Origin of the sequence: Enterobacter sp. Ap-1006, assembly GCF_011752835.1 — a bacterium.
In the GTDB taxonomy this organism is placed as follows: Bacteria; Pseudomonadota; Gammaproteobacteria; order Enterobacterales; family Enterobacteriaceae; genus Cedecea.
Genome location: NZ_VWWU01000001.1, coordinates 634,122 through 656,809, shown reverse-complemented (window position 1 = coordinate 656,809; position 22,688 = coordinate 634,122). Strand labels below are relative to the sequence as shown.

General features: G+C 48.6%; 20 protein-coding genes. All 20 read right to left on the bottom strand.

What is annotated here, in order from left to right:
- Positions 1-2: 2 nt before the first annotated feature.
- Positions 3-785, bottom strand: a complete 783-nt coding sequence (locus tag F3J28_RS02980; RefSeq protein ID WP_166872609.1) for a glycosyltransferase — start codon at positions 783-785, stop codon at positions 3-5.
- Positions 757-1,701, bottom strand: a complete 945-nt coding sequence (locus F3J28_RS02975) for a glycosyltransferase family 2 protein (protein ID WP_166872606.1) — start codon at positions 1,699-1,701, stop codon at positions 757-759. Before F3J28_RS02975 ends, F3J28_RS02980 begins: the two co-directional genes overlap by 29 nt.
- Entirely contained in the window at positions 1,673-2,527 is an 855-nt protein-coding gene (locus tag F3J28_RS02970; protein WP_166872603.1) for an NAD-dependent epimerase/dehydratase family protein, read from the bottom strand. Before F3J28_RS02970 ends, F3J28_RS02975 begins: the two co-directional genes overlap by 29 nt.
- Before the next feature lie 2 nt (positions 2,528-2,529).
- Positions 2,530-4,446 carry a rhamnan synthesis F family protein gene (locus tag F3J28_RS02965; RefSeq protein WP_166872600.1) on the bottom strand — a complete coding sequence of 639 codons (1,917 nt, stop codon included), beginning with the start codon at positions 4,444-4,446 and terminating at the stop codon, positions 2,530-2,532.
- A 5-nt stretch (positions 4,447-4,451) separates the two neighbouring features.
- Entirely contained in the window at positions 4,452-5,192 is a 741-nt protein-coding gene (locus F3J28_RS02960) for an ABC transporter ATP-binding protein (protein WP_166872597.1), read from the bottom strand.
- 2 nt (positions 5,193-5,194) lie between these two features.
- The gene (locus tag F3J28_RS02955; RefSeq protein ID WP_166872594.1) at positions 5,195-5,971 is read right to left on the bottom strand and encodes an ABC transporter permease; all 777 of its coding nucleotides are present in this window, start codon (positions 5,969-5,971) and stop codon (positions 5,195-5,197) included.
- A gap of 2 nt (positions 5,972-5,973) precedes the next feature.
- Complete coding sequence (rfbD, locus tag F3J28_RS02950) at positions 5,974-6,831, bottom strand: dTDP-4-dehydrorhamnose reductase (RefSeq protein WP_166872591.1); 858 nt, start codon at positions 6,829-6,831, stop codon at positions 5,974-5,976.
- Positions 6,828-7,364, bottom strand: coding sequence for a dTDP-4-dehydrorhamnose 3,5-epimerase (gene rfbC, locus F3J28_RS02945; RefSeq protein WP_166872587.1), 537 nt, complete (start codon positions 7,362-7,364; stop codon positions 6,828-6,830). The genes rfbD and rfbC overlap by 4 nt, the downstream gene beginning before the upstream one ends.
- A gap of 231 nt (positions 7,365-7,595) precedes the next feature.
- Positions 7,596-8,462: a glucose-1-phosphate thymidylyltransferase RfbA gene (rfbA, locus tag F3J28_RS02940; RefSeq protein ID WP_166874395.1), complete on the bottom strand. Its 867-nt coding sequence runs from the start codon at positions 8,460-8,462 to the stop codon at positions 7,596-7,598.
- A 13-nt stretch (positions 8,463-8,475) separates the two neighbouring features.
- A complete protein-coding gene (gene rfbB, locus F3J28_RS02935) occupies positions 8,476-9,567 on the bottom strand; it encodes a dTDP-glucose 4,6-dehydratase (protein ID WP_353620573.1) in 1,092 nt (363 codons plus the stop codon).
- A gap of 372 nt (positions 9,568-9,939) precedes the next feature.
- The gene (galF, locus tag F3J28_RS02930; protein WP_166872581.1) at positions 9,940-10,839 is read right to left on the bottom strand and encodes a UTP--glucose-1-phosphate uridylyltransferase GalF; all 900 of its coding nucleotides are present in this window, start codon (positions 10,837-10,839) and stop codon (positions 9,940-9,942) included.
- A gap of 174 nt (positions 10,840-11,013) precedes the next feature.
- Positions 11,014-12,438 (bottom strand): colanic acid biosynthesis protein WcaM, encoded by a 1,425-nt coding sequence (gene wcaM / locus F3J28_RS02925; RefSeq protein ID WP_166872577.1) that lies wholly within the window; start codon positions 12,436-12,438, stop codon positions 11,014-11,016.
- Positions 12,439-12,464: 26 nt separating this feature from the next.
- Complete coding sequence (gene wcaL, locus F3J28_RS02920; protein WP_166872574.1) at positions 12,465-13,685, bottom strand: colanic acid biosynthesis glycosyltransferase WcaL; 1,221 nt, start codon at positions 13,683-13,685, stop codon at positions 12,465-12,467.
- Positions 13,682-14,962 (bottom strand): colanic acid biosynthesis pyruvyl transferase WcaK, encoded by a 1,281-nt coding sequence (wcaK, locus tag F3J28_RS02915; protein ID WP_166872572.1) that lies wholly within the window; start codon positions 14,960-14,962, stop codon positions 13,682-13,684. Before wcaK ends, wcaL begins: the two co-directional genes overlap by 4 nt.
- 56 nt (positions 14,963-15,018) lie before the next feature.
- Positions 15,019-16,497 carry an MOP flippase family protein gene (locus F3J28_RS02910; RefSeq protein WP_166872569.1) on the bottom strand — a complete coding sequence of 493 codons (1,479 nt, stop codon included), beginning with the start codon at positions 16,495-16,497 and terminating at the stop codon, positions 15,019-15,021.
- 12 nt (positions 16,498-16,509) lie between these two features.
- Positions 16,510-17,904: an undecaprenyl-phosphate glucose phosphotransferase gene (wcaJ, locus tag F3J28_RS02905; protein ID WP_166872566.1), complete on the bottom strand. Its 1,395-nt coding sequence runs from the start codon at positions 17,902-17,904 to the stop codon at positions 16,510-16,512.
- Between the two features lie 195 nt (positions 17,905-18,099).
- Positions 18,100-19,470, bottom strand: a complete 1,371-nt coding sequence (gene cpsG / locus F3J28_RS02900) for a phosphomannomutase CpsG (RefSeq protein WP_166872562.1) — start codon at positions 19,468-19,470, stop codon at positions 18,100-18,102.
- Between the two features lie 74 nt (positions 19,471-19,544).
- The gene (gene cpsB, locus F3J28_RS02895; protein WP_166872557.1) at positions 19,545-20,987 is read right to left on the bottom strand and encodes a mannose-1-phosphate guanyltransferase; all 1,443 of its coding nucleotides are present in this window, start codon (positions 20,985-20,987) and stop codon (positions 19,545-19,547) included.
- A gap of 3 nt (positions 20,988-20,990) precedes the next feature.
- Complete coding sequence (gene wcaI, locus F3J28_RS02890; protein WP_166872554.1) at positions 20,991-22,211, bottom strand: colanic acid biosynthesis fucosyltransferase WcaI; 1,221 nt, start codon at positions 22,209-22,211, stop codon at positions 20,991-20,993.
- Positions 22,208-22,687 (bottom strand): GDP-mannose mannosyl hydrolase, encoded by a 480-nt coding sequence (locus F3J28_RS02885; RefSeq protein ID WP_166872551.1) that lies wholly within the window; start codon positions 22,685-22,687, stop codon positions 22,208-22,210. The genes wcaI and F3J28_RS02885 overlap by 4 nt, the downstream gene beginning before the upstream one ends.
- Position 22,688 lies beyond the last annotated feature (1 nt).

Sequence of the window (22,688 nt, the reverse complement as noted above, 5' to 3'; positions counted from 1 at the left end):
ATTTAAGTTAGTATTTTATTAGCACGGAATCTACCACATACCCGCTTCCAATATATGTAACCAATACTTTTCAGATGCCACATAAAGTTTTTACTGACAAGCTTTCTATTTTCATTCTGGCAAAAATGAACGGCTTTAATCCCTGGCAAATAATAAAGATTAAACCCTAATGCCTTCGCACGTATGCAAAGATCTAAATCTTCACAATACATAAAGAAGTTTTCATCAAATCCCTTGAGTTTTTTAAATACATCAGATTTAACACCCAAGAATGAACCAGCACACCAGTCTACATGCTGTGGCTGGTAAATGTTTGAACGATCTATAATACTATTATTGAAACCCAGAATATATGACGTCAGGAAATTGAAAATTGTTGGAAACTTTCTAACCGACGGATCTCGTACTGACATATCTAAATTTTTGTAGAGATCGATTGTAAACATATCATAGCGATGAATACCTACTTCTTTATTGATATCCTCGATGACACATGGCTCAATAAGTACATCGGGATTGACAAATAAGAAATAGTCGTCATCATCAATTTTTCTATTATTATGTATATACTCAACAGCTAAGTTATTATTTTGGGCAAAACCTGCCCTTATATCTGAACGCAGATATATAACATTACTATCAGCACAAAATTTGTTTAACCGTTCGCTATTAACATTATCTTTTACATAAATAAGAAAGCTTTCCCCTTGCTGTCTATGTAGCTTATTGACCAAGGGAATAACATAGTCATCATGATTATGACTTACGATTATGATATGTAGCATAAATATTTTTTAAACCATCGCGAACAGATTTTAAATAGTATTTCAAATATCCCACATCTCTTTTAGCAACAAAAAGAATTACCTGATGGATAAATGAAAAAACAATTTCCCTGCACGATATTAACTTGGGAACATGTGGCATTAAAAGAAGATAGAATCCATTTCTGACGCGAAAATAACGGCGCCAGGGGGAATGAACCGGAATGACAAATCGAAATAGGGATATATGCATATCACCTATTTCATGCTGCATTATCACATTGGGCGTAACAAAGATTTTATACCCACGTTCAATTATCCTCAAACACCACTCTGTATCAACATAGTCAATAAACAGTGACTCATCCATTAAGTTACCTTCGATGAGCACTGCATTATCGATTAAACAGCCAGACGCAATAATGCAAGATACCTCGAGAGGTTGAGTTGTCTGTGGGTCTGGGATAATTTTCGTTCGCAAACCATGTTTAGACAAATGAATAACTGGGTAGATTTTCTTATAGCGACTGTCCTGTAAAGTAGGCCCGAGTGCACCTATATTATTTTTTTGCTTAATGGTAAGAAAATCTTTAACCATTTTCAAAACAAAATCATCCGTTACAGTACTGTCTTGATCAAAGAAAAGCGTAAAGTCATCACTATTGCTCAGGCCTTGACGAATACCAATATTTTGCGCAGCGGCAATGCCAACATTATTCGGAAGTAATAAAAGATGAATGCCCGGCAGCTCTTCTTTAATTATGGCAATTTCATTAGCGTTATTACTTCCATTGTCGACAATGATCGTATTGCTTACTTGCCGTTGTAATGCTGATACCAGGGATGAAAGGTTAGAAATTACAGGATTGTAGGTTACAATTACAGCCGTTACCTTAAACTCCTGCGAATTATCGTTGTTTATCATCGCTGTGGCCATTTGCCATTATTTCTTCAATTTTACTGCTATTACCCCAGATAGCTGGAGAATCATATGCCCGTGCAGGGAAAACGTTATACTCCGGCTTAATTTTCATTTTATGCTGAGCAATGAAACCTTCTACCATCGTGCGCAAGCTTCTTGGTTTGCCGCTGCTACAGTTAATAATTCCACAAATATCAGTTTGAACAGTCGCGGCAGCAATTTGTTGAGCCAGACACTCAATATCAATAAAATCGTAGAGCATTTCGCCGCTATTAAGAGGGAAGGTTTCTTTCCCAGCGTCTTCGGCTGCAATAATTTTAGAAAAAATAGAGTTACTATTTCTATCATCACCAAGGATGTAATACATCCGTAACCATTTAAGTGGTACGTTGGCTTTTTCCATTTCGTAGGTACATGCCTGGCGTAAAAAATTCTTTGCAATACCATACGGATTACTAGGGTTACATGTCGTATTTTCAGTGATCTCGCCGACATGGTAGCCAATTTCATGCATGGTACCAGCAACAGAAATATTGTTTACGCCAGCACCAATAAGTGCCTTCAGGAAACGATAGTGCCCCATGACATTGGCAATATGCCCTTGATCGTGGTGATTGAAGCCTGCGCTCCAGGCTAAATGAAGCACAGCATCGAATCCGCTGAATACTTCATTAATCTCATTATCGGTTGCAGACAAAATATCCATCTCAATAATACTCCCTGTCAGGGTATTATTGGAATTTGGATATGTTATAGCAATAACCTCATGGCCCATTGAAGATAAGGCTTTTACAACATGTTTTCCGATGTAACCACCGGCACCAGTAACAGCAATTTTCATAATCAATTTTTCTTCTTAAATTTAGCGAGTTTATAGATCTTTTTTGTCAGACGATAAGGTCCATACATCAATTTCGAGACACGGGGATATTTCTCCCACAAGGTACGTCGAAATGAGCTAAACAGGAGTTTCGTGCACCCACTTAGTACAGCATTAAACTCTGGCCTGCCCGTTTTAGCGTCTATAAATAAGTCACGCAAACTTGTGTATTGCCAATTCACGTCACCATTTGGAAGTGTTGACATGATTTTTTGATGCTTAAATTCCAACTTCGTATAATTCTTTTCCGCCTGCTTCGGTGTCATGACGCTATATACGCTGAAACCTTCATTTTTTGATACATAACTGATTATCCGCTCCAGAACATGCGACAAACCGCCATCGACGTGAGCAGGTTCCGCATTGAACTCTGTCCACTTCCAGTTGTGCTCAAATAGAGGACGCAAGGCAGCGGGCCTAAACCAGAACATTGTACCGAAGGCTGCGACAGGAGTATCGTCATCTAAAGGAACCTCGATACCCAATTTTTTACATAGCGCAGCTGTTGGTGCGTAGTTAGCAAACCAGGCATGGCCCATCGTTGGGTAACCAATATGAACCAATGGAGGGAATACTAGCCCAATATCACTATTTTTATTCATCAAGCCGATAAGGTTGCTGATGTATTCCGGTGACCCAAGAAGGTTTTGGTAGAGATGCTTTTTAAATGAATCTGCACGCGAGAAACCATTTTGTGGTGACTTTTTGGAATGAACGCGGCAGACATAGTCATATTTGTCACTAACGCCAATATCTTTGAAGGTAATGAACAGTGAAGACATATCGCGGCCACGGTTCTCTTCAACAACACGAATATCAACAGGCGAGCCAATACTCTCTGTTTTTTCCTTGAGGATATCCGCATCTTCATCGCTTGAAGTTGAAATATACAGGTCGTACTTATAAGGAATGTTTTTTATGTAATCATAAATTTCTTCCCACATATCAGAATAAAAAACATGCGCAATTACAGCAATCTTAGGTTCATTGCTGATAATGTCAGTATATTCTGGGGAAAGATAATTATCAGGAACGATTCTCAATTGTTCCAGGTTAGTATAAAGAACTCTTGGTTTAACCGTACGGTTGATGTTTTGATTGATAAGGGCGAGATCGTAATCGCTAGTCTTTTCAATCGTTTCTATCGTTCCACGCAAGTCAACACAGTTAATGTCAAGCCACATTGGATCGTGGAAGAAAAGACGACGCTTAAGAATTGGAGATCTATTTTCAATAGTCTGCTTAACATCAATAAATGTCGGATATGCTGATGGGTAGTCATCGTTATTGATGTAAACAGATGATACAAAGCCCATAGATTCAAAATGATTTGTAAAACGTGATTCGTGACGAAGAACTGAATCGGTGTAGCTTTTAATCATTGGCATATCTTGCCAATACTTCTTAAATTCAAGCGAGCCTAACATTTTCTTGCGTACGGCAATAAAATGAGACTGAATATGACGCGGTAATACGCCTACCCCAGTGAACGGGTTAGGGACCATTTCATCATGTTCACTGATGCCCCAAAAGTCACATTCCCTTTCAGACATCTCATCAAATAATTCAGAAAACGGGAAAATTGGTGCGAAAAAGGTATAATTAAGGAGGATTGCTTCATCATAATCCTTAGCCAGACGATCATAGCCAACCGATTCAATACCTTCTTTATAACCCCAGACGTCAAAGCCGACATTTTCACGACAAATAACTTTAGCGCCAATGCCTTCGAGTTTAGCACGCCCTGCAGCTGTCATTTTAGAATTCGAAATAACAATGATATCTTTAACGAATTCTTGCAACGCACTAAGCTTTACAGGAATGTAATCATCAACTTCACCGTTTTCATCATAGAAAAGATAAAAAGCAATTCTACGCATCAATATTAACTCTCATTTTTTAAGTATTGATTTATGATTTCATCAGGCTTACCATCGGCAATTATCTTTCCATGATCAACCCAAATAACCCTGTTGCAAAGCTCTTCTAATAGTTCCATTTGGTGAGAAACGAAAACCATTATATTGGAATCTTCTATTAGACCTTTCATTCTAGCTTGTGCTTTTTTGATAAAATCAGCATCACCGCCGGCGAAGAGTTCATCAAGAATCAAGATATCAGGTTTAGTTGCAGTGGCGATAGAAAAAGCCAATTTCATATACATGCCCGTAGAATAATACTTTACAGGCATATCAATAAACTTCTCAAGCTCTGAAAATTCAATAATCTCAGACTCGATCTCTTTTAGCTTTTTGAAGCTGTAGCCAAGAATAGTACCATTAAGATATATATTTTCTCGTCCACTTAGTTCAGGATTGAAACCGGCACCAATTTCAAGCAAAGGTGCAACTTTACCATGAATAGAAATACTACCCGTTGTTGGCGTGTAAATTTTACATAGTATCTTTAATAGAGAACTTTTACCGGCACCATTATGGCCAATGATGCCTAACCTGTCGCCGTGATTAATTTTTAAATTGATATTACTTAATGCCGCGAAGGTTTCTGTTTTATTTCTAACAGAATTGGTGAATAAATCAGCAAATAACTCTTTTACGCTTGAGCTTTTATTGTTGTAAAGCGTAAACTGTAGTCCGACTTTTTCAAGAGTGATTCCAGAATTCATAATTACAACCTAAATATAACTTTTGAATCATTGCGTCTAAAGAATAGCACACCGCATACAACACTCATTATGGAAAAAATTGAGCATATAATTAATGAGCTAACCTCCGGCAAAACACCGGAATAGATAGGCGCACGGAAAAGATCGATATAATACACCAAAGGATTCCAAACAAATATTGAATGGAACTTCTCTGGTATCGCTGTAATAGGATAAATAATCGGCGTGGCAAAATACAATGCCTGCAAAATAACGCCTATTAAGTACTGAACATCTCTATAATACACCGTCAAAACTGAGAGTATCAGAGCAATGCCAAGGGAAAACGAGGCTAACAACAGAAAAGCAACGGGTAAGAAGAAGAGTGCGAATGTTATTTTAGCACCCAAGAACACAGCAATAATGAACAGGCATGCCGTGCTCAGCAATGAGTCAATCAGCGTAGAAATAACCACCGAGACAACAAACAACTGTTTGGGCAAGTAGATCTTTTTAAACAATGACTCGTTTGCTAGTAATGCCCCGCCCCCTTGATTGAGGGAATTAGAAAATATTGACCACGGAATCATTGCTGCAAATAAGAATATCGCATATTCATTGACCTGAAACTTCATTACCAGGGAAAATACAGCAGCAATGATTGCCATATTTAGCAATGGATTCAGTAAGGTCCAGAAAAACCCAAAAAACGTTCTTCTGTATCTCATCGTAATTTGTTGATGTATCAGTTGTTGTAAAACCTGTCGATACTCAACTATTTCACTAATAAACGGAATCATAATTATTTACTTTCATCAATAAGTGCGCTAATAGATTGGTTAAAACCAATTGAAAAATTTGAGCGCTTATAACCAAACTTTTCTAGTTTATCGCAATTTAAAACACTATATGAAGGTCTCTTTGCTGCAGATGTATATTCTGACGAGCTGATACCCTCTACTTTTGAATTTGAGACAGTTACGGATTCAGCAATTTTATGAGCAAAATCATACCAACTCATTACCTGATCGCCGCTAAAATGATACAACCCAGGCTGTAATTTGTCATCCCTGATAATATCAACGATCAACTTTGCTATATCTGGTGCATACGTAGGCGCGCCTATCTGATCGGATACAACTTTAATATCTTTATCGTTTTCAATTAATTTGAAAATAGTCTTTAAAAAATTCTTACCGTATTCGCTATAGACCCACGATGTTCTTATAATGATAGCTTCGGCATGGTTTTCTAATACCGCAATTTCTCCATGCATCTTGCTTGTGCCATAAACATTAAGAGGCTCAGTTATATCTTGCTCGGTATATGGATTTGCAGACTTTCCATCGAAAACGTAATCAGTGGAAACATGGATTAGCTTGATTCCATTATTTTTGGCTGCTTCAGCAATATATTTTGCACCCAAAAAATTCACCTGCTCCGCTAGTTCGATACTTACCTCTGCCTCATCAACAGAGGTAAATGCTGCCGCATTGATTATGACATCAGGTTTGAAAGATGAAATAACGCGATTTACATTGCTTTGATTTGTGATATCAAGGAATATCTTATCCGCAGGCAGCACAACCCAGTCTGTCGGAATATATTGACGTAGACTTTGTCCTAACTGCCCGTTTGCTCCAGTTAGTAATACTCTCATTTATAAAGATTCACCAATGTTAGGCCTTTTTTATCCTTGTCCGATAGCTTAGGATTTACAACAGGCCATTCAATAGCGACATCTTTATCATTCCATAACAGACACCCTTCATGCTCTGGATAATAATAATCAGTGCATTTATATTCAAAATCTGCCGTATCCGTCAGCACACAAAAACCGTGGGCCAGACCAGGCGGAATCCAGAGTTGTTTTTTGTTTTCAGCAGAAAGCTCAACGCCAACCCAGCAGCCATAGGTTTCTGATTCAGGGCGAATATCTACCGCAACGTCAAACACCGCACCGCTAACAACTCGTACCAATTTACCCTGTGGGTTAATTTTTTGATAATGCAGACCACGGAGAACGTCTTTTGTCGAGCGAGAGTGGTTGTCCTGCACAAAATCAAGGTCAATATTCAGCATTTCCTGATAACGTTTCTTCTCAAAAGTTTCCAGAAAAAAACCACGCTCATCGCCAAATACTCTCGGCTCAATAATTTTCACATCATGGATTTTAGTATCAACAACTTTCACTGAACTGCCCCTTGACTATATATTTTTTAAAAACGACTTGTTGGTTTTTAGACAACGTTATCGTCTCTGTATTGCATTTCCTTAGTTTTTTCTTTTACTATTTTTAATTTATTAAAACCTAACTAAGGGGAAGCAACTATGAATAGACGATAAATAATGCTCTGCAGCGCTAATTTTACCTCTCCAAAATTACAGAGAATAATGTCAATAAATATGGAGAGGTACACGCTATTATTCGTTAATCAGCATTTTCAGGTAGCGACCGTAGTCTGTTTTAGCAAGCAACGCAGCTTGCTCTTCAACCTTTTCTTTACTCATCCAGCCTTTACGGTATGAAATTTCTTCAAGGCAGGCAACCTTCATACCCTGGCGTTTTTCTATCGTATGAATAAACTGTGATGCTTCTACCAGACTGTCGTGCGTACCGGTATCCAACCAGGCAAAACCACGACCCAGCAGCTCAACCTGAAGATTCCCCTGTTCCAGATACATCTGGTTTAGAGTGGTAATTTCAAGTTCGCCGCGAGCAGAAGGTTTGACCTGCTTTGCCATTTCAACAACGTTTTTGTCGTAGAAATAAAGTCCAGTCACCGCCCAGTTTGATTTTGGTTTTAGTGGCTTCTCTTCGATTGACAGAGCTTTATAGTTATCGTCAAACTCCACAACGCCGAAACGCTCCGGATCTTGTACCTGATAACCAAATACCGTTGCTCCGTCACTCATCTGGGCTGCTGCTTCCAGCTTCTTACCAAAACTCTGACCGAAGTAGATGTTATCACCCAGCACCAGTGCACAGGGTTCATTGTTAATGAACTCTTCACCAATGATAAATGCCTGAGCGAGACCGTCCGGAGAAGGCTGAACGGCGTAAGACAAATTAATACCAAACTGCGAGCCATCACCCAACAAACGCTTGAACGCCGGCATATCGTCTGGAGTAGTGATCACCAAAATATCACGGATTCCAGCCAGCATAAGCACAGAAATAGGGTAAAAAATCATGGGCTTATCATACACAGGCAACAACTGCTTTGACACGCCTTGAGTGATTGGATAAAGACGAGTTCCTGAACCACCCGCAAGTACAATACCTTTCATCATTCTTTCCTTATTATTCTGCCAGTCCTAAACGTTCACCAGTGTACGAACCATCCATCACTCGCTGCCACCACTGCTCATTAGCTAAATACCATTCAACCGTTTTGCGAATACCTGACTCAAATGTTTCCTGCGGTACCCAATCCAACTCGTCTTTGATTTTGCTGGCATCAATGGCATAACGAAGGTCGTGTCCTGGGCGATCGGCTACATAGGTAATGAGATCGGCGAAATGGTTTACGCCAGCCGGCTTGTCCGTAATAACGTCATCCAGAATGCTGCAAATGGTCTTCACAACATCAAGGTTTTGCCGCTCATTGTGACCACCAATATTATAGGTTTCGCCAATTACCCCTTCCGTCACGACTTTATACAGCGCACGAGCATGGTCTTCGACAAACAACCAATCACGGATCTGCTGGCCATTACCATAGACCGGCAGTGGTTTACCTGCCAGCGCACTCAAGATGATGAGTGGAATCAGTTTTTCAGGGAAATGATACGGACCATAGTTGTTAGAGCAGTTAGTCACTAGCGTTGGCAAACCGTAGGTACGCTTCCAGGCGCGAACTAAATGATCGCTTGAGGCTTTTGAGGAAGAATAAGGACTGCTTGGAGAATATGGCGTTGTTTCAGTAAATAACGGCAATACGCTGCCAGCCGGCATCTCATCAGGATGAGGCAAATCGCCGTATACTTCATCAGTCGAGATATGATGAAAACGAAATGCATCTTTGCGTTTTTCATCAAGTTGTGACCAGTATTGACGAGCAGCCTCAAGCAGAACATAAGTACCGATGATATTCGTTTCAATAAACGCCGCAGGCCCAGTGATTGAGCGGTCAACATGGCTTTCTGCCGCCAGGTGCATCACTGCATCTGGTTGATGTTCCGCAAAAATCCGCGCCATAGCGCCAGCATCACAAATGTCGGCTCGCTCGAATGCGTAACGCGCATCATCTGCAATTTCACTCAACGACTCGAGATTGCCTGCGTAGGTCAACTTATCTACGTTTACGACAGAATCTTCAGTATTCTGAATAATGTGACGAACAACAGCAGAGCCAATAAAGCCCGCCCCGCCAGTAACAAGGATTTTCACAATAATTTTCCCGCGATTTATTTTGCTTGAACTGTGTTTTAACGACGTAAAGCCAGGATATGTTTCTTATGGGTTGCAATGAGTTACGGGCATGCTACCGCCCCTGGCTCAACAGCTACCAGTGCACTGTACAACAATAGGCGATAGTGCATTTTCGGTGCACTCACAAAGAGAGCGCCACGATTTTATATTTCATACTGCAATTCTCAAGGAAGATCTTCGGTCTGTACAAGCCGACAGAAAGATGGTAATACCTTGAAAAACATAATCATTAATAAAGCAAAACGGCGGCTCAACGTTCAATGCCTACCTCAGACTGAACGCTATGCCACCGTTTATCGCGCTCTCCTCCATGACAGCGACTTAAAACAGAACTTATGCCTTAGCTAGCAGCTTCTGAATTCTTTCGCGAAACTTCTGGCCTTCCTTGTGGTTGCGTAGCCCGTACTGGACGAACGCCTGCATATAGCCCATTTTCTTACCACAGTCGTAGCTCTCGCCGGTCATCTGCATCACTTCAACCGGCTGAGTTTCATTCAATACCGCGATGGCATCCGTGAGCTGAATACGTCCCCATGCACCCGGTTCTGTTTTTTCCAGCAATGGCCAAATATCAGCCGAAAGTACGTAACGCCCAACGGCTGCAAGATCGGAGTCCAGCGTTTGCGGCTGGTCAGGTTTTTCAACAAACTCGACCATACGGCTCACCTGCCCTTCATTCTGCAGCGGTTCTTTCGTGGTGATTACAGAATATGCCGCCAGATCTTCATTTGGCATGTGCTTAGCAAGAACCTGAGTTCGCCCCGTTTCATTGAAGCGAGCCACCATGGCAGCCAGGTTATAGCGCAGCGGGTCGGCAGTAGCACCATCAAGCACAACATCCGGCAGTACCACAACAAAAGGATTGTTACCCACGATAGGCTGCGCGCAAAGTATAGAGTGCCCCAGCCCAAGCGGTTGGGCCTGACGAACGTTCATGATGGTGACGCCTGGCGGGCAAATAGACTGGACTTCGGCCAGCAGCTGACGCTTAACGCGCTGCTCAAGCAGGGCTTCCAGCTCGTATGAGGTGTCGAAGTGGTTTTCAACAGCATTCTTGGAAGAGTGGGTTACCAGCACGATTTCTTTGATACCAGCGGCAACAATTTCGTCGACGATGTACTGGATCATCGGCTTATCAACAATAGGCAGCATCTCTTTAGGAATAGCCTTAGTGGCAGGCAGCATATGCATGCCCAAACCGGCTACCGGGATAACTGCTTTTAAATTAGTCATTCTTAGTCCCACCTCTAAATGGTTGGAAGATTATAGTCTTTTCGTGCTCTGATGCCAGCATGAATTTATTAAACGAATGATTCATGCTAACGCCATAGAAGTGTCAACGAAATATGTCAACGCCGCTATTTCAGCCTCTGTTGACTCAGAATTGTCGTAAAAGGGGTTGCATTATTATTTACTTACTTTTGAGAGCGTAAAATTAAGATTCTCACCGTTGACGTGGAGCTGATCGATCCGGTCTATGTCTACCGAACTTTGCCCCCTTTCATTCACCGCGTGAATATTCGCCAGCGACAGCAGCGTGCCGTCTTTGGCCATGAACTTGCCGCGTACGTCCTTACGGAGGTCGAAGTTCAGCTTCAGGGCTGGTCCTGCCGTAGAAAGCTGCATTACGTTGATATTTCGCATGAAAAGGTGCTGAGGTTTGTTGTGAAACTCAAGCGAGGCGCGCTTGAGTGTGACGTTATTCAGTGCCACAAAGGAGGTTGCGTTCCCGGATGAGATCTGAATGCCGCGCAGAGGGCTACTCAGTTCGCTATTATCGAGTTTAATATCGCTTAACTTAAAGTTTTGCGGAATAGACAGGTAATTTCCCTTAATGACGCCATAACCAATCAGCATCCCGGCGCTGTTAACCATATCCACATCGTCAATCACAAAGTTATCGCAGCCATATATTGCCACGGTTGCGTTATCAATCCCTGCCGTGCGGCTAAAGTTCGGATTAATATTGCGTGCTTTTACGTTACGAATAACGAAATGCTTCCCATTCTCAACATGGACTAATTGCCGGCAGTTGCTGCCGGTGATATTAGCCACGACGAAGTTTTTTACCGCCTGATCTTCGGGATAATTATTGTCATATGTGCTGCCCGCCAGCCCGATGCCTATGCCCCAGTTAATCTTTCCATTAGTACAGTTAATGTTGTCAATAACGTGGTCAGAAATCAGCAGGTCGTGGTCGTTGATCGCCACATTCCACTCAATGGCATCCCCTTGCAGATGGCTGAAGTGGCCGTTGGTGATACGCACATTCTCCATCCGGTTGTGAAACCCCTGCCGCAGGATGGCGTAGTTGGCATCATGTACCGTGATGTTGTCGATAGTCAGATTGCGCATAGTCCGGTTATCTTTCCCGCCAATGTAAATCTGCGCCACATTGACAAACCCGCTCATATCTATGCCCCTGATCGTACAGTCGGATCCCCTTACATCCAGCGTGATGTTGTTAAATCGCCCTTTTCCCTCCCCGACTATCTGGCAGCTATCCTGCAGTACAAATCGCCCTTTGCCATTCCCTTTCAGCCCACCAGCCACATGAAGCGTTTTCCCCTGCGGCATAAAAATGGCGGTATTGATGCTGTCATAGACAACGTCTGCCGGGACTTCAACCACATCCGCTGCGGCAAACGCCTTGTTAAACGCAGCGATCCAATCGGCCTGGTAGAAATCTTTGATGTTTACCTGTGTTCCCCGGCCAATGGCGTTTACCGTGCCGGGAATAAGGGATGTCGCCGCTAACGCAGAGCCTGCGGCGAGCAATTTGCGGCGAGACGCAGAGAAAGGAAGATGCTTCAGTGAATTGCTTTTCGACATAAGTCCTCAGCATAAGATTCGGTGATTTATAGCGTCTGAAGCTGACGGGCAAGCTGCTGGTAGATAACCTGCTGATTGAACTGGCCGGCGACTTTCTCTCTTGCCCGAGTCAATATTAACTGCAGGTCACTTTCTGGCACAGAAGCCGCAACCTGTAGCTTATCGGCAAGCGCAAAAGCATCCTTTTCCGGCACCAGCCAGCCCGATTCATCGGCGTCGATAAGCTCAGGAATGCCGCTATGAACGGTAGACACGACCGGAATGCCAACGGCCATCGCCTCCATCAGCGCCACGGGGATGCCTTCCATATCCCCGTCTTCTCCGGTCACCGAAGGAAGCAAGAACAGGTCGGCCTGGTCCAGCATCGCCTTCACTTCATGACTCGGCTTAAAACCGGGCATAAAGACCACGTCCTCCAGCTGCAATTGCTCAATCAGCGTCTTCAGACGACGCTCCCAGGGGCCAATGCCTAAAATGTTGTAGCGAAATGCCACGCCGCGCGCTTTCAGCAGGCGGCAGGCTTCAATGGCAAAATGTAACCCTTTTTTTTCCGTCAGCCGCGCCACCGAGATAATCTCCAGCGTCGCCCCCGGCGTTTTCATGGGTCTTAAAGAAAACTTGTCCATATCCACGCCCATCCTTGAGACCGCAATTTTGCTTTCCGGGCAGCCCATGTTCTTCAGGCGGCTGGCCCAGAGATTGCTGATGGGCAGCATTAAGTCCCCACGCTCAAACAGCTGCCTGTATTCCGGCGTATAGTGAGCCAGCGCATCCCGGTGCGAGATATCAATCCCGTGAAACACGGTGGCAATTTTGCCGTTGAGCACGCCAAGCTCCTTCAGCTTGGCGGCCGTAACGCCCGCCGGACCAAAGTGAGCAATAAAAACGTCGGCCTCCAGCGGCTGTTTCTGCCGGCCACAAATCGAGGACAGGATCAGATTGCGGGCTTCATCGCCATAGCGCGTGCGGTTAAGCGCTCGCCACGTGCTGCCTCGCAAAGCCCCCCGCAGCGTATTCCACGCCCGGTTTTTCAGCTTCGCGACTTTACCTTCTGGCTCGTCGAGCAGCCAGACGGTTTTTTCCGAAAGCCCATAGCTTTTAAACGCCGCGTGGGTATTGGTCATGTCGCCCTTTTGCAGGGCAACAATCTCAACCTCGTGGCCCATGTCGATAAAAGCGGTTATCTGATTCAGCACAAAAGTTTCCGACGCCAGGGGAAACTTCAGCAGGAAGAAACCGACCTTCATTTATCCTCCTTAACTCGCTCAAGCACCGACCGCACCATGTTCATGCCGTTAGCACGCTCAGCGCTCACTGCCACCGTAAGACGTTGGTTAATCGCGGGCAATTGCCCTAAAACATCCGCCACTACGCCCTGCAAAGAGCCGTCCAGCAACTGACGAATATCAATAGCCATTTCTGGCATCCCCAGCTGCTGCATGATGCCCGCAGATTTGTGCTCGTAGTTGATGGCGATAGCCGGCGTGCCGAAGTTCATCGAAATAATGGCCGAGTGGAGACGCGTACCCACCGTGAGCTCGCAGGCAGCAAAAATCTTGCCCATTTCCAGGTCGTTCAATTCATCCATCACGACGTGGTAGTCATCGGGCTGGTTGATGTACTGGCGGATATTGAGCGCCACCATGCGGTCGTCTTTGTTATAGCTGTCGATGCCGGTGCAGGTGGAAAGCGCCAGGACCTGATAGCCCTGTTCAATCGTGCGATTTACCACTTCGGCAAAGGCCTTCTCGTAAGCTTCCTGGGTGGTGCCGAGGCGTTTATCAAACGGCGCCAGTTCGCGGAGCGTAATCGCCACGGTTTTCTTTCTCTCGACCACGTCCAGCCAGTGCTTAACCGCATAACCCGGCACAAAATCCTCTTCATGCTGCGCCACCAGCCACGCCGTATCGACGCCCTGTTCCACCTTGCTGGTGTCGATTTGACTTTGCTTCATCAACTCCAGGCTTACTGTTTCGCGCAGAATCAGGGATTTAGCGTGCCCAAAGACGTAGTTCGCCAGTTGGTTAAACTGCGGCTCCTGGAACGGGCCCACGCTGTGACCAACCATATAAACCGGCTTGCGGGCCATAAAGCTGCACAGCGCGTGCTCAAACTGCGTGACGCCATAAAGATCGACAAAGAAAGAGCCACCCACCTGAATAATCGCGTCGTATTCCTGCAGCGATTTCACAAAATCAATAAACCCCTGTGGGATGGCGATGTTACGCAATCGCCCGGTGTTGCTTGCTTTCGCCACCAGCAGATGGTGCTGATATCTACGGCGCAGGACTTTTTTGACCCGCCCGACCAGTCCGGCGGCGTTGTTATACCGCTTCATCTGCTTGTAGAGCCCGTCACCCAGCACCGGGCGCCCCAGCAGCCAGGCAGAACTTACCGGGTAGCGGCTCATCACATCCACATGAATGCCGTCATCAAGCGTCGTGATGGCGTCAATCAACCCGCGCAAAATGGCGCTATCACCGCGATTGCCGCAAGTATGGTTGCCAAGAATAAGTAATTTCATATCGACCTCTAACTTTATGACAAAGGGGAAAATGTGGTTTCCCCTCTTTGTTGTTCTTAGCCAGCGCGGAGCAGCGCTTTCAGGCGTTCGCTGCGGCAAAACTGCCGCTTCAGTTCAACGATCAGCGCATTGCGGGACAAAATAATCATCACGATAAACGCCGCCGCTCCCGCGACGACCTGTGCCGCCAGCAACATCGCCAGAGGTAAATGCCCGGTCAGCGCGATGCCCAGCCCGGCGCTGACAATCAGCGTTGGGAGTGAGAGATAAAAAGGCAGCCAGATGCTGAGGATGTATTCCCGATAGCTGGAGCCCAGCACGGGTTTAATCATGATGAAATAGCTGAGCACGGTGTTCACAACCTGAACCAGCAGGAAACCGAGCGTCACGCCGAGCGCGCCGCCGAGCTGGCCGCCGACAATAATCGCCGGAATAAACAGGCAGGTTTTAAACACGTTGAATTTGAAGCTGATGTCCACGCGCGCTTTGGCCATCAGCAACGAACCGATGGGATTCCCGATGGAACGCAGCAGGCCAACAACGCACAACAGCTGCAGGATGGGCGTGATGAACTGCCACTTCTCCCCAAACACCAGCGGGACGAAGTTATTGGAGACCACCATCAGCCCCAGCAGCGCCGGGAAATTAATGATGCCCACAATCGACAGCAGCTTGTAAAAATTTACCCGGAGCTTCGCCGTGTCGTCCTGAATTTTGGCAAACGCCGGAAACAGCACGCGGGTGATGATCGGGTTGAGCTTCATCGGAGGCACAACGGCCACGTTATAAGCCAGGTTATAGCCGCCGGCGACCCCAGCCCCGAGAATACGCGCCAGTACCAGCGTGGAAAGGTTGGTATTGACGTAGTTGATCACGCTGTCGGCGGTCAGCCAGGCGCCAAACTTCAGGTTTGCACTGACCGACTTCAGGGAGAAGTGGAAGCCAGGGCGGTAAATTTTGCGGCCAAAGAAGCCAAACAGTGAGGTACGAACGACGGTATTCACGAGGTAACCGATGATTGCCGTGATGGCGAACGGGTAGTACATCGCCGCCGTCACGGTGACGCTGAACCCCACCAGCACGGACACCGTCTCAATCGAGCCGATTTTTGAAAACTCCAGCTCCTTCTGCATCAGGGCGCGAAACTGCTGCCCGTGAGGGATGACAATGAAAGCAAAGGCCAGCGTTTTAATCAGCGGCGACAGGTCCGGGTTATGCAGCACGCCGGCAATCACATCGCTCAGTAAAAACACCGCGATGCACACCAGCACGCCCAGCCCGACATTCAGCCAGTAGAGCGTGGTCAACTCCAGCTGGCTTATCTCTTTGCGCTGAATAATCGAGTTGGCGATACCAAAATCAGACAGCGTATCGGCCAGGGCGATGATCACCAGCGACACCGTCAGCAGGCCAAACTGGTGGTTATCAATAGTTCTGGCCAGAATCGTCATCTGCGCCAGCCCTAAACCAATAATGATCACCGTTGCAATCGCGGACCACTTCGCCCCGCTGATGGTTTTTTCTCTCAGGCTCATGTTGGATTCCGGTCAGTATGCCGCTTTGTGGACAAAGCCTTTGAAAACGGTCAGGAAGACAATCTTGATGTCAAACCACAGGCTCCACTCGCGAATGTATTCCAGGTCGAACTCCACGCGCTTTTCCATCTTGTCGAGAGTGTCCGTTTCCCCGCGCCAGCCGTTAATTTGCGCCCAGCCGGTAATGCCCGGCTTGACCTTGTGGCGCAGCATGTAGCCTTCTATTAACGCGCGATATTGCTCGTTATGGGCCACGGCATGGGGACGAGGGCCGACGATGGACATACCGCCCAGCAGCACGTTGATAAACTGCGGCAGTTCGTCGAGGGAGGTGCGGCGCAGAAAGCTGCCTACCGGCGTGATGCGCGAATCGCCTTTCGTGGCCTGCACAACTACCGCGTCGTTTTCCATCACCTTCATAGAGCGGAATTTCCACACTTTGATTGGCTTGCCGTCCATGCCGTAGCGCGTCTGACGGAAAATCACCGGCCCGGGGGAAGTCAGCTTCACCGCGAGGCTAATGCAAAGCAGAACCGGGGAAATCAGCAGCAGAATAAAAGAGGAGAGCACGATATCTTCCAGCCGTTTGAGTACGCTGTTAAAGCCACTCAAAGGCGTTTCAAACAGCGGCACAACCGGCACGCCGTTGACCTCTTCGGTGCGGGCATTAAGGATATTGAAGGTGAAAACATCGGGGATCAGCAGTACCGAACAGGTGGTATCCGCCAGCTCACTCACCAGCTTTTTAATGCGCGACTCGTGGCTCATTTCCATCGCGATATAGACTTTATCAATTTGGCCGCTGCGGGCGTCCGCCACCAGCGTATTGAAGTTGCCAATATAGCTAACCAGGGCGCCTGCAGGCGGCTCATCGTCATACACGCCAAGCACGTTGAAGCCGAGCCACGGTTCATTCTTGAAGCTCTGCGCCAGCACCTGTCCGACCGGCAAAGATCCCGCAATGGCAACGCGTCGCGTATTAAAACCTTTATTACGCAGCCAGCCTGCGGCAAAACGGATCCATGACCGGCAGATAACCATCCCCACACCGGTCAAGGCATACCAGGCCAGATAAACCCAGAAAGAGCCATCAAAATCGCTGTTAAACGCCAGCAATCCGGCGCTGAAAACCACGCTCAGCGTCCAGTTTTGCAGCAACAGGAATAGCTCGCTGGACATTTTCACCCCGCGCCATGAGCGGTAAAAATCCGTCATCCCACCGATCATCTGGAACACAACGAGGGTTAATAAAGCCATCAGCAAATGCATATAGAGAAAAGGCAAAGCGTTAGCCTTGCAAACCATCCATAGCCCGGCAAACATGATGCTGATGTCAGAAAAACGTTGCACCATAGAGATCAACGATGCGTTGGTTTTTGGCAGCTCACGCTTTTTTAGATTTGTCATCGTTTTACCTTTGAAAGTTGTCGCATCGGTGTTTTCCCCCTCACCCCAGCCCTCTCCCCACGGGGGAGAGGGAGAAAAGCTGGCACCTGACTATTCCCTCTCCACTGGAGAGTGCGAGAAAAGCTGGCACTTGATATTCCCTCTCCCTACCAGGGAGAGGGTCAGGGTGAGGGTCAAACACCTCAATACGGCAGATTATTGGTTCAGCAGAGCCATAATTTCCTGCGTTCGCGCCTGCATCAGCGCCTCGTTTCCGCGAGACTCCACGTTCAGGCGCACCACCGGCTCGGTGTTAGAGCTGCGCAGGTTGAAGCGCCAGTCGCCAAACGCCATGCTGATGCCGTCCGTGTGGTCAATCTCTGCCGCGTGCGGGCCGAAATGCGCGCGAACACGTTCAATCGCCTCTGCCGGGGTTTCCAGCTTGCTGTTGATTTCACCACTTGCTGGCCACGCCGCCATGCGATCCTCGACCAGCTCGCCCAGCGTTTTGCCCTTCAGGCACAGCAATTCGGTCACCAGCAGCCAGGGGATCATCCCGCTGTCGCAATAGGCAAAATCGCGGAAATAGTGATGGGCGCTCATCTCCCCGCCGTAAATGGCATCCTCTTCACGCATACGCTCCTTGATAAACGCATGCCCGGTTTTCGACATCACCGGCTGGCCGCCCGCTCGCTCGACGATATCGACCGTGTTCCAGGACAGGCGCGGATCGTGAATGATTTTTGCTCCGGGCTGTTTTTCGAGGAACGCCGCCGCCAGAAGACCCACGATGTAGTACCCCTCGATAAACTGCCCTTTCTCGTCGAACAGGAAGCAGCGGTCAAAATCCCCGTCGAAGGCGATGCCCATATCTGCCCCGTGCGCAATCACCGCGTCGCGGGTATCGGCGCGGCACTCCGGCAACAGCGGGTTAGGGATCCCGTTCGGGAAATTGCCGTCCGGCGTGTTGTGCACCTTCACAAACGTCAGCGGGACATTAAGTGCCTTAAAGCGTGCTTCGATGGCGTCCACAATCGGGCCGGCCGCGCCGTTACCGGAGTTCACCACCAGCTTCAGCGGCTTGATGTGGCTGACGTTGATGTAGGAGAAAAGATGGTCGAGATAAGCGTCTACCACCGACACTTTCTGATAGCTGCCGCGCGCCGCCTCATCCACCGGCGGGAAGTCGTTGGCTTCCGCCAGGCGCTGTACGTCACGCAGGCCGGTGTCACCGCTGATAGGGCGAGCCCCCTGGCGCACCAGCTTCATGCCGTTGTAGTCCATCGGGTTGTGGCTGGCGGTCACTTCGATGCCGCCGTCCACGTCCAGGTGCCAGGTGGCAAAGTAAATCTCTTCGGTACCGGACAGGCCGATATCCAGCACGTCCACGCCCGCATCCTGCAGGCCACGCGCCAGCGCCTGTTTCAGCGATTCGCTGGTCAAACGTACGTCGCCCCCGAGGACGATGGTTTTTGGCTTCAGGTACTCGCCGTAGGCGCGGCCAATGCGCCAGGCGATGTCTTCATTTAGCTCGTCGCCCAGGCGACCGCGGATGTCGTAGGCTTTAAAACAGGTCAGTTGCTGCATGATTTCGCTCCTTCGGGCAACAGTTACCCAACCCACGGGTTCTTGGCCCGTGGAGCTTGTTTTTTAGTCAGGGATTAAATACGTCCGTAGCGATCCTGGAAGCGGACGATGTCGTCTTCTTCCAGATAGGTACCGGAGCGAACCTCAATCAGGTCGAGGGGAATTTTGCCGGGGTTTTCCAGGCAGTGGGTCATGCCGAGGGGAATGTAGATAGACTCGTTTTCACCCAGCAGCTTAATCTCATCCCCCAGAGTGACTTTGGCGGTGCCCGCCACCACAATCCAGTGTTCGGCGCGGTGGTGGTGCATTTGCAGCGAGAGCCCTTCGCCAGGCTTAACGGTGATGCGCTTCACCTGGTAACGCTCCCCGGCGTCGATGGAGTCGTATTTCCCCCACGGGCGGTAAACTTCCCGGTGGTTGTGGTGCTCGTGGCGGCCATCGCCTTTGATGCGCTCCACCACTTTCTTCACGTTCTGTACGTGGTCACGGTCGGCAATCAGCACCGCATCTTTGGTTTGCACCACGACCAGGTCTTTCACCCCCACGGTAGTGACCAGGCCGGATTCGGCATAGATGTAGCTGTTTTCGGTTTCGTGACTGATGACATCGCCGTGATGTACGTTCCCTTCCGGGCTCTTGGCGCTGATTTCCCACAGCGAGGACCACGAGCCCACATCGCTCCAGCCGGCGTCCATCGGCACCACCACCGCATCGGCAGTTTTTTCCATTACCGCATAGTCGATAGACTCATCCGGGCAGGCCAGGAACGCCTGCTCATCCACGCGGACAAAATCCAAATCCGGGTCAACGCCCGCCATGGCTTTTTCGCAGGCGGCCAGAATGTCGGGGCGGAACTTCGCCAGCTCTTCCAGATAGCGGCCCGCGCGGAACAGGAACATGCCGCTGTTCCAGTAGTATTCGCCGCAGGCGACATAGGCCTGGGCGGTGGAGAGATCGGGTTTTTCGACAAACTGCGCGACGCTAAACGCCAGGGCATCGACGCCGTTTTCCGGCGTCGCCACTGCGCCACGGCGAATATAGCCGTAGCCCGTTTCCGGCAGGTCGGGGACGATCCCAAAGGTCACCAGCTTGCCAGCTTCCGCATAAGGCATCGCGCAGCGCACCGCCTCGCGGAAAGCCTCTTCATTCTGAATGACGTGATCGGCCGCGAGGATCAGCATCAGCGGGTCCTGCTGCGGCTGGTTACGCAGCGCGGCCAGGGCGGCCAGCGCAATGGCTGGCGCGGTGTTGCGCCCGGCCGGTTCCAGCACGATATTTTCGGTCAGCTTACTTAGCTGGCGCAGCTGCTCGGCGACAATAAAGCGGTGTTCCTCATTGCAAATCACCACCGGGCTTTCGCACTCTACCCCGTTCAGGCGATTGATGGTGGTTTGCAGCATGGTCAGATCCCCTTTCAGGCAGAGGAACTGCTTGGGGTACAGCACGCGGGACAGCGGCCAGAGACGGCTCCCGTTTCCGCCCGCCATGATCACCGGATAGAGTTGTGACTGACTCATCATTTATCCCCGAATGTCAGCAATAAATTGGCTTAACACGTTCTCTTTTTCGAGCGTGCGTTCGGCATATTCACGTGCCGTCGTGTTGTGTTGTGGCAGCTGCAGACAGCGTTCAATGCCCGCCGCCAGCGCATCGGCGGACTCAGGCATCACGCAAACCGCAATGCCCGGATACGCTTCGCAAAGCTGGCCCAGCTCTGTTTCAGGCTCGGCGGTAATCACCGCATTGCCGCCGACGGCCAGGATATTGGTGAGTTTTGACGGCAGGACGGCGTCCGCCGCTCCCCGGCGCTGGATAACCAAATGACAATCGGCCAGGCAGAGCAGCGCGGGCAGCGCGTCGTAAGACTGAAGCGGGTGGAACACCACGTTACTCAGCCCGTGAACGTGCACCAGTTTTTCGAGCCTCTCTTTACCGCCGCCCTGGCCCACAATCACGAACAGATACGGGCTCTCAGAGAAGCGGCTCGCCACTTCAATCACCGTTTCCAGCCCCTGTTTTTCGCCGATATTGCCGGAGTACAGAATGATTTTTTTATCTGCCGGCAGATTGAGCGCCTGGCGCACGGCCTGGATTTGCGCCGGATCAACGTCACGGAAACGCGCCACTTCCGACCAGTTAGGGAAAAAAATCACCCGCTGTGGGTCGACGCCTTTCTCGGTAGCCTTGTTCATCATCGAGCGAGAAATGGTGGAGACGTTATCAACGTTGTGCAGTCCGCTTTTTTCAAAGCGCTGGGCCAGGCGAGCAATTTTTCCCGGTGTCTTTCCGGCCATACCGAGGCCGAGCATCGCGTCCACCTCATAGTCCTGAATGTGCAGCAGCGTGCGCGCCCCGCTCAGTTTTGCCAGCAGGCGCATCCCCGGCACGCAAAACAGCGTCGGCACCACGCCAATGACCCGGTCTGGCTTCCAGCTGCGTTGCGCCAGAAGCGGGAAAAATGAACTCAGCGCGAAGCTGCCCAGGTGAATCAGGCGTTTGAGCGTCGAAGGCTGCTTCGGCACATACAGCGGGCAGCGCCAGACGGTCGCTTTCCCCTGCTCTTTTTTGTATTTCCACGCCGAGTAGTCCGGGTGCACGCGCCAGACCGGATAATAAGGTGGCGCGGTGATCACCCGCACCTCATGGCCCCGGCTGGTCATCCACTCCACCATTTCACCGGTGTACTTGCCGATGCCGGTCAGCTCCGGGGAATAGTTAATGCCGTAGACCAGAATTTTCATAAGCCCGGTACCTTCCCTTTGCCCTGAGTGATGAAGTAAGCGCGGCTGTTGTCGTGCACGTCTTCCCGCTTGAGCAGCGCTTCCGGCGTCAGCCAGCAGTAGGCTTTGTGCTGCTCAGCAGGCAGGCTCAGCTGTTTGTCGTCCACCCGCAGGCGGAAACCCAGCACCACGTAATGGGTCGAGAAATCCTTCCCGGAGAAGTTATCGCCGTAGAAATGCTGCCAGACGCCGTAAAACTCCCCGTCCAGCAGAGTGAACGATTTGCCCAGCTCAGCCTCGGTGAGACGAATAAAAGCATTCGCCAGCGTTTCGTTCTTCAGCACCCTGCCCCCCGGCACAAACCAAAAGCCCTTCGCAGGGCGATTGGTCCGCAAACCCAGCAGGAATTCGCCCGCCTGGTTTTCGACAATAAGGTCGATGGAGATCAGCGGCGTGGCGCTCACTACGGTGGCAAAATCTTCCGCGCTCAAAAACATG

Bases quoted from the DNA above. Each gene is read 5' to 3' on its own strand.
- F3J28_RS02980 (WP_166872609.1), bottom strand. From the start codon at position 785: ATGCTACATATCATAATCGTAAGTCATAATCATGATGACTATGTTATT.
- F3J28_RS02975 (WP_166872606.1), bottom strand. From the start codon at position 1,701: ATGGCCACAGCGATGATAAACAACGATAATTCGCAGGAGTTTAAGGTA.
- F3J28_RS02970 (WP_166872603.1), bottom strand. From the start codon at position 2,527: ATGAAAATTGCTGTTACTGGTGCCGGTGGTTACATCGGAAAACATGTT.
- F3J28_RS02965 (WP_166872600.1), bottom strand. From the start codon at position 4,446: ATGCGTAGAATTGCTTTTTATCTTTTCTATGATGAAAACGGTGAAGTT.
- F3J28_RS02960 (WP_166872597.1), bottom strand. From the start codon at position 5,192: ATGAATTCTGGAATCACTCTTGAAAAAGTCGGACTACAGTTTACGCTT.
- F3J28_RS02955 (WP_166872594.1), bottom strand. From the start codon at position 5,971: ATGATTCCGTTTATTAGTGAAATAGTTGAGTATCGACAGGTTTTACAA.
- rfbD (WP_166872591.1), bottom strand. From the start codon at position 6,831: ATGAGAGTATTACTAACTGGAGCAAACGGGCAGTTAGGACAAAGTCTA.
- rfbA (WP_166874395.1), bottom strand. From the start codon at position 8,462: ATGAAAGGTATTGTACTTGCGGGTGGTTCAGGAACTCGTCTTTATCCA.
- galF (WP_166872581.1), bottom strand. From the start codon at position 10,839: ATGACTAATTTAAAAGCAGTTATCCCGGTAGCCGGTTTGGGCATGCAT.
- wcaM (WP_166872577.1), bottom strand. From the start codon at position 12,438: ATGTCGAAAAGCAATTCACTGAAGCATCTTCCTTTCTCTGCGTCTCGC.
- wcaL (WP_166872574.1), bottom strand. From the start codon at position 13,685: ATGAAGGTCGGTTTCTTCCTGCTGAAGTTTCCCCTGGCGTCGGAAACT.
- wcaK (WP_166872572.1), bottom strand. From the start codon at position 14,962: ATGAAATTACTTATTCTTGGCAACCATACTTGCGGCAATCGCGGTGAT.
- F3J28_RS02910 (WP_166872569.1), bottom strand. From the start codon at position 16,497: ATGAGCCTGAGAGAAAAAACCATCAGCGGGGCGAAGTGGTCCGCGATT.
- wcaJ (WP_166872566.1), bottom strand. From the start codon at position 17,904: ATGACAAATCTAAAAAAGCGTGAGCTGCCAAAAACCAACGCATCGTTG.
- cpsG (WP_166872562.1), bottom strand. From the start codon at position 19,470: ATGCAGCAACTGACCTGTTTTAAAGCCTACGACATCCGCGGTCGCCTG.
- cpsB (WP_166872557.1), bottom strand. From the start codon at position 20,987: ATGAGTCAGTCACAACTCTATCCGGTGATCATGGCGGGCGGAAACGGG.
- wcaI (WP_166872554.1), bottom strand. From the start codon at position 22,211: ATGAAAATTCTGGTCTACGGCATTAACTATTCCCCGGAGCTGACCGGC.
- F3J28_RS02885 (WP_166872551.1), bottom strand. From the start codon at position 22,687: ATGTTTTTGAGCGCGGAAGATTTTGCCACCGTAGTGAGCGCCACGCCG.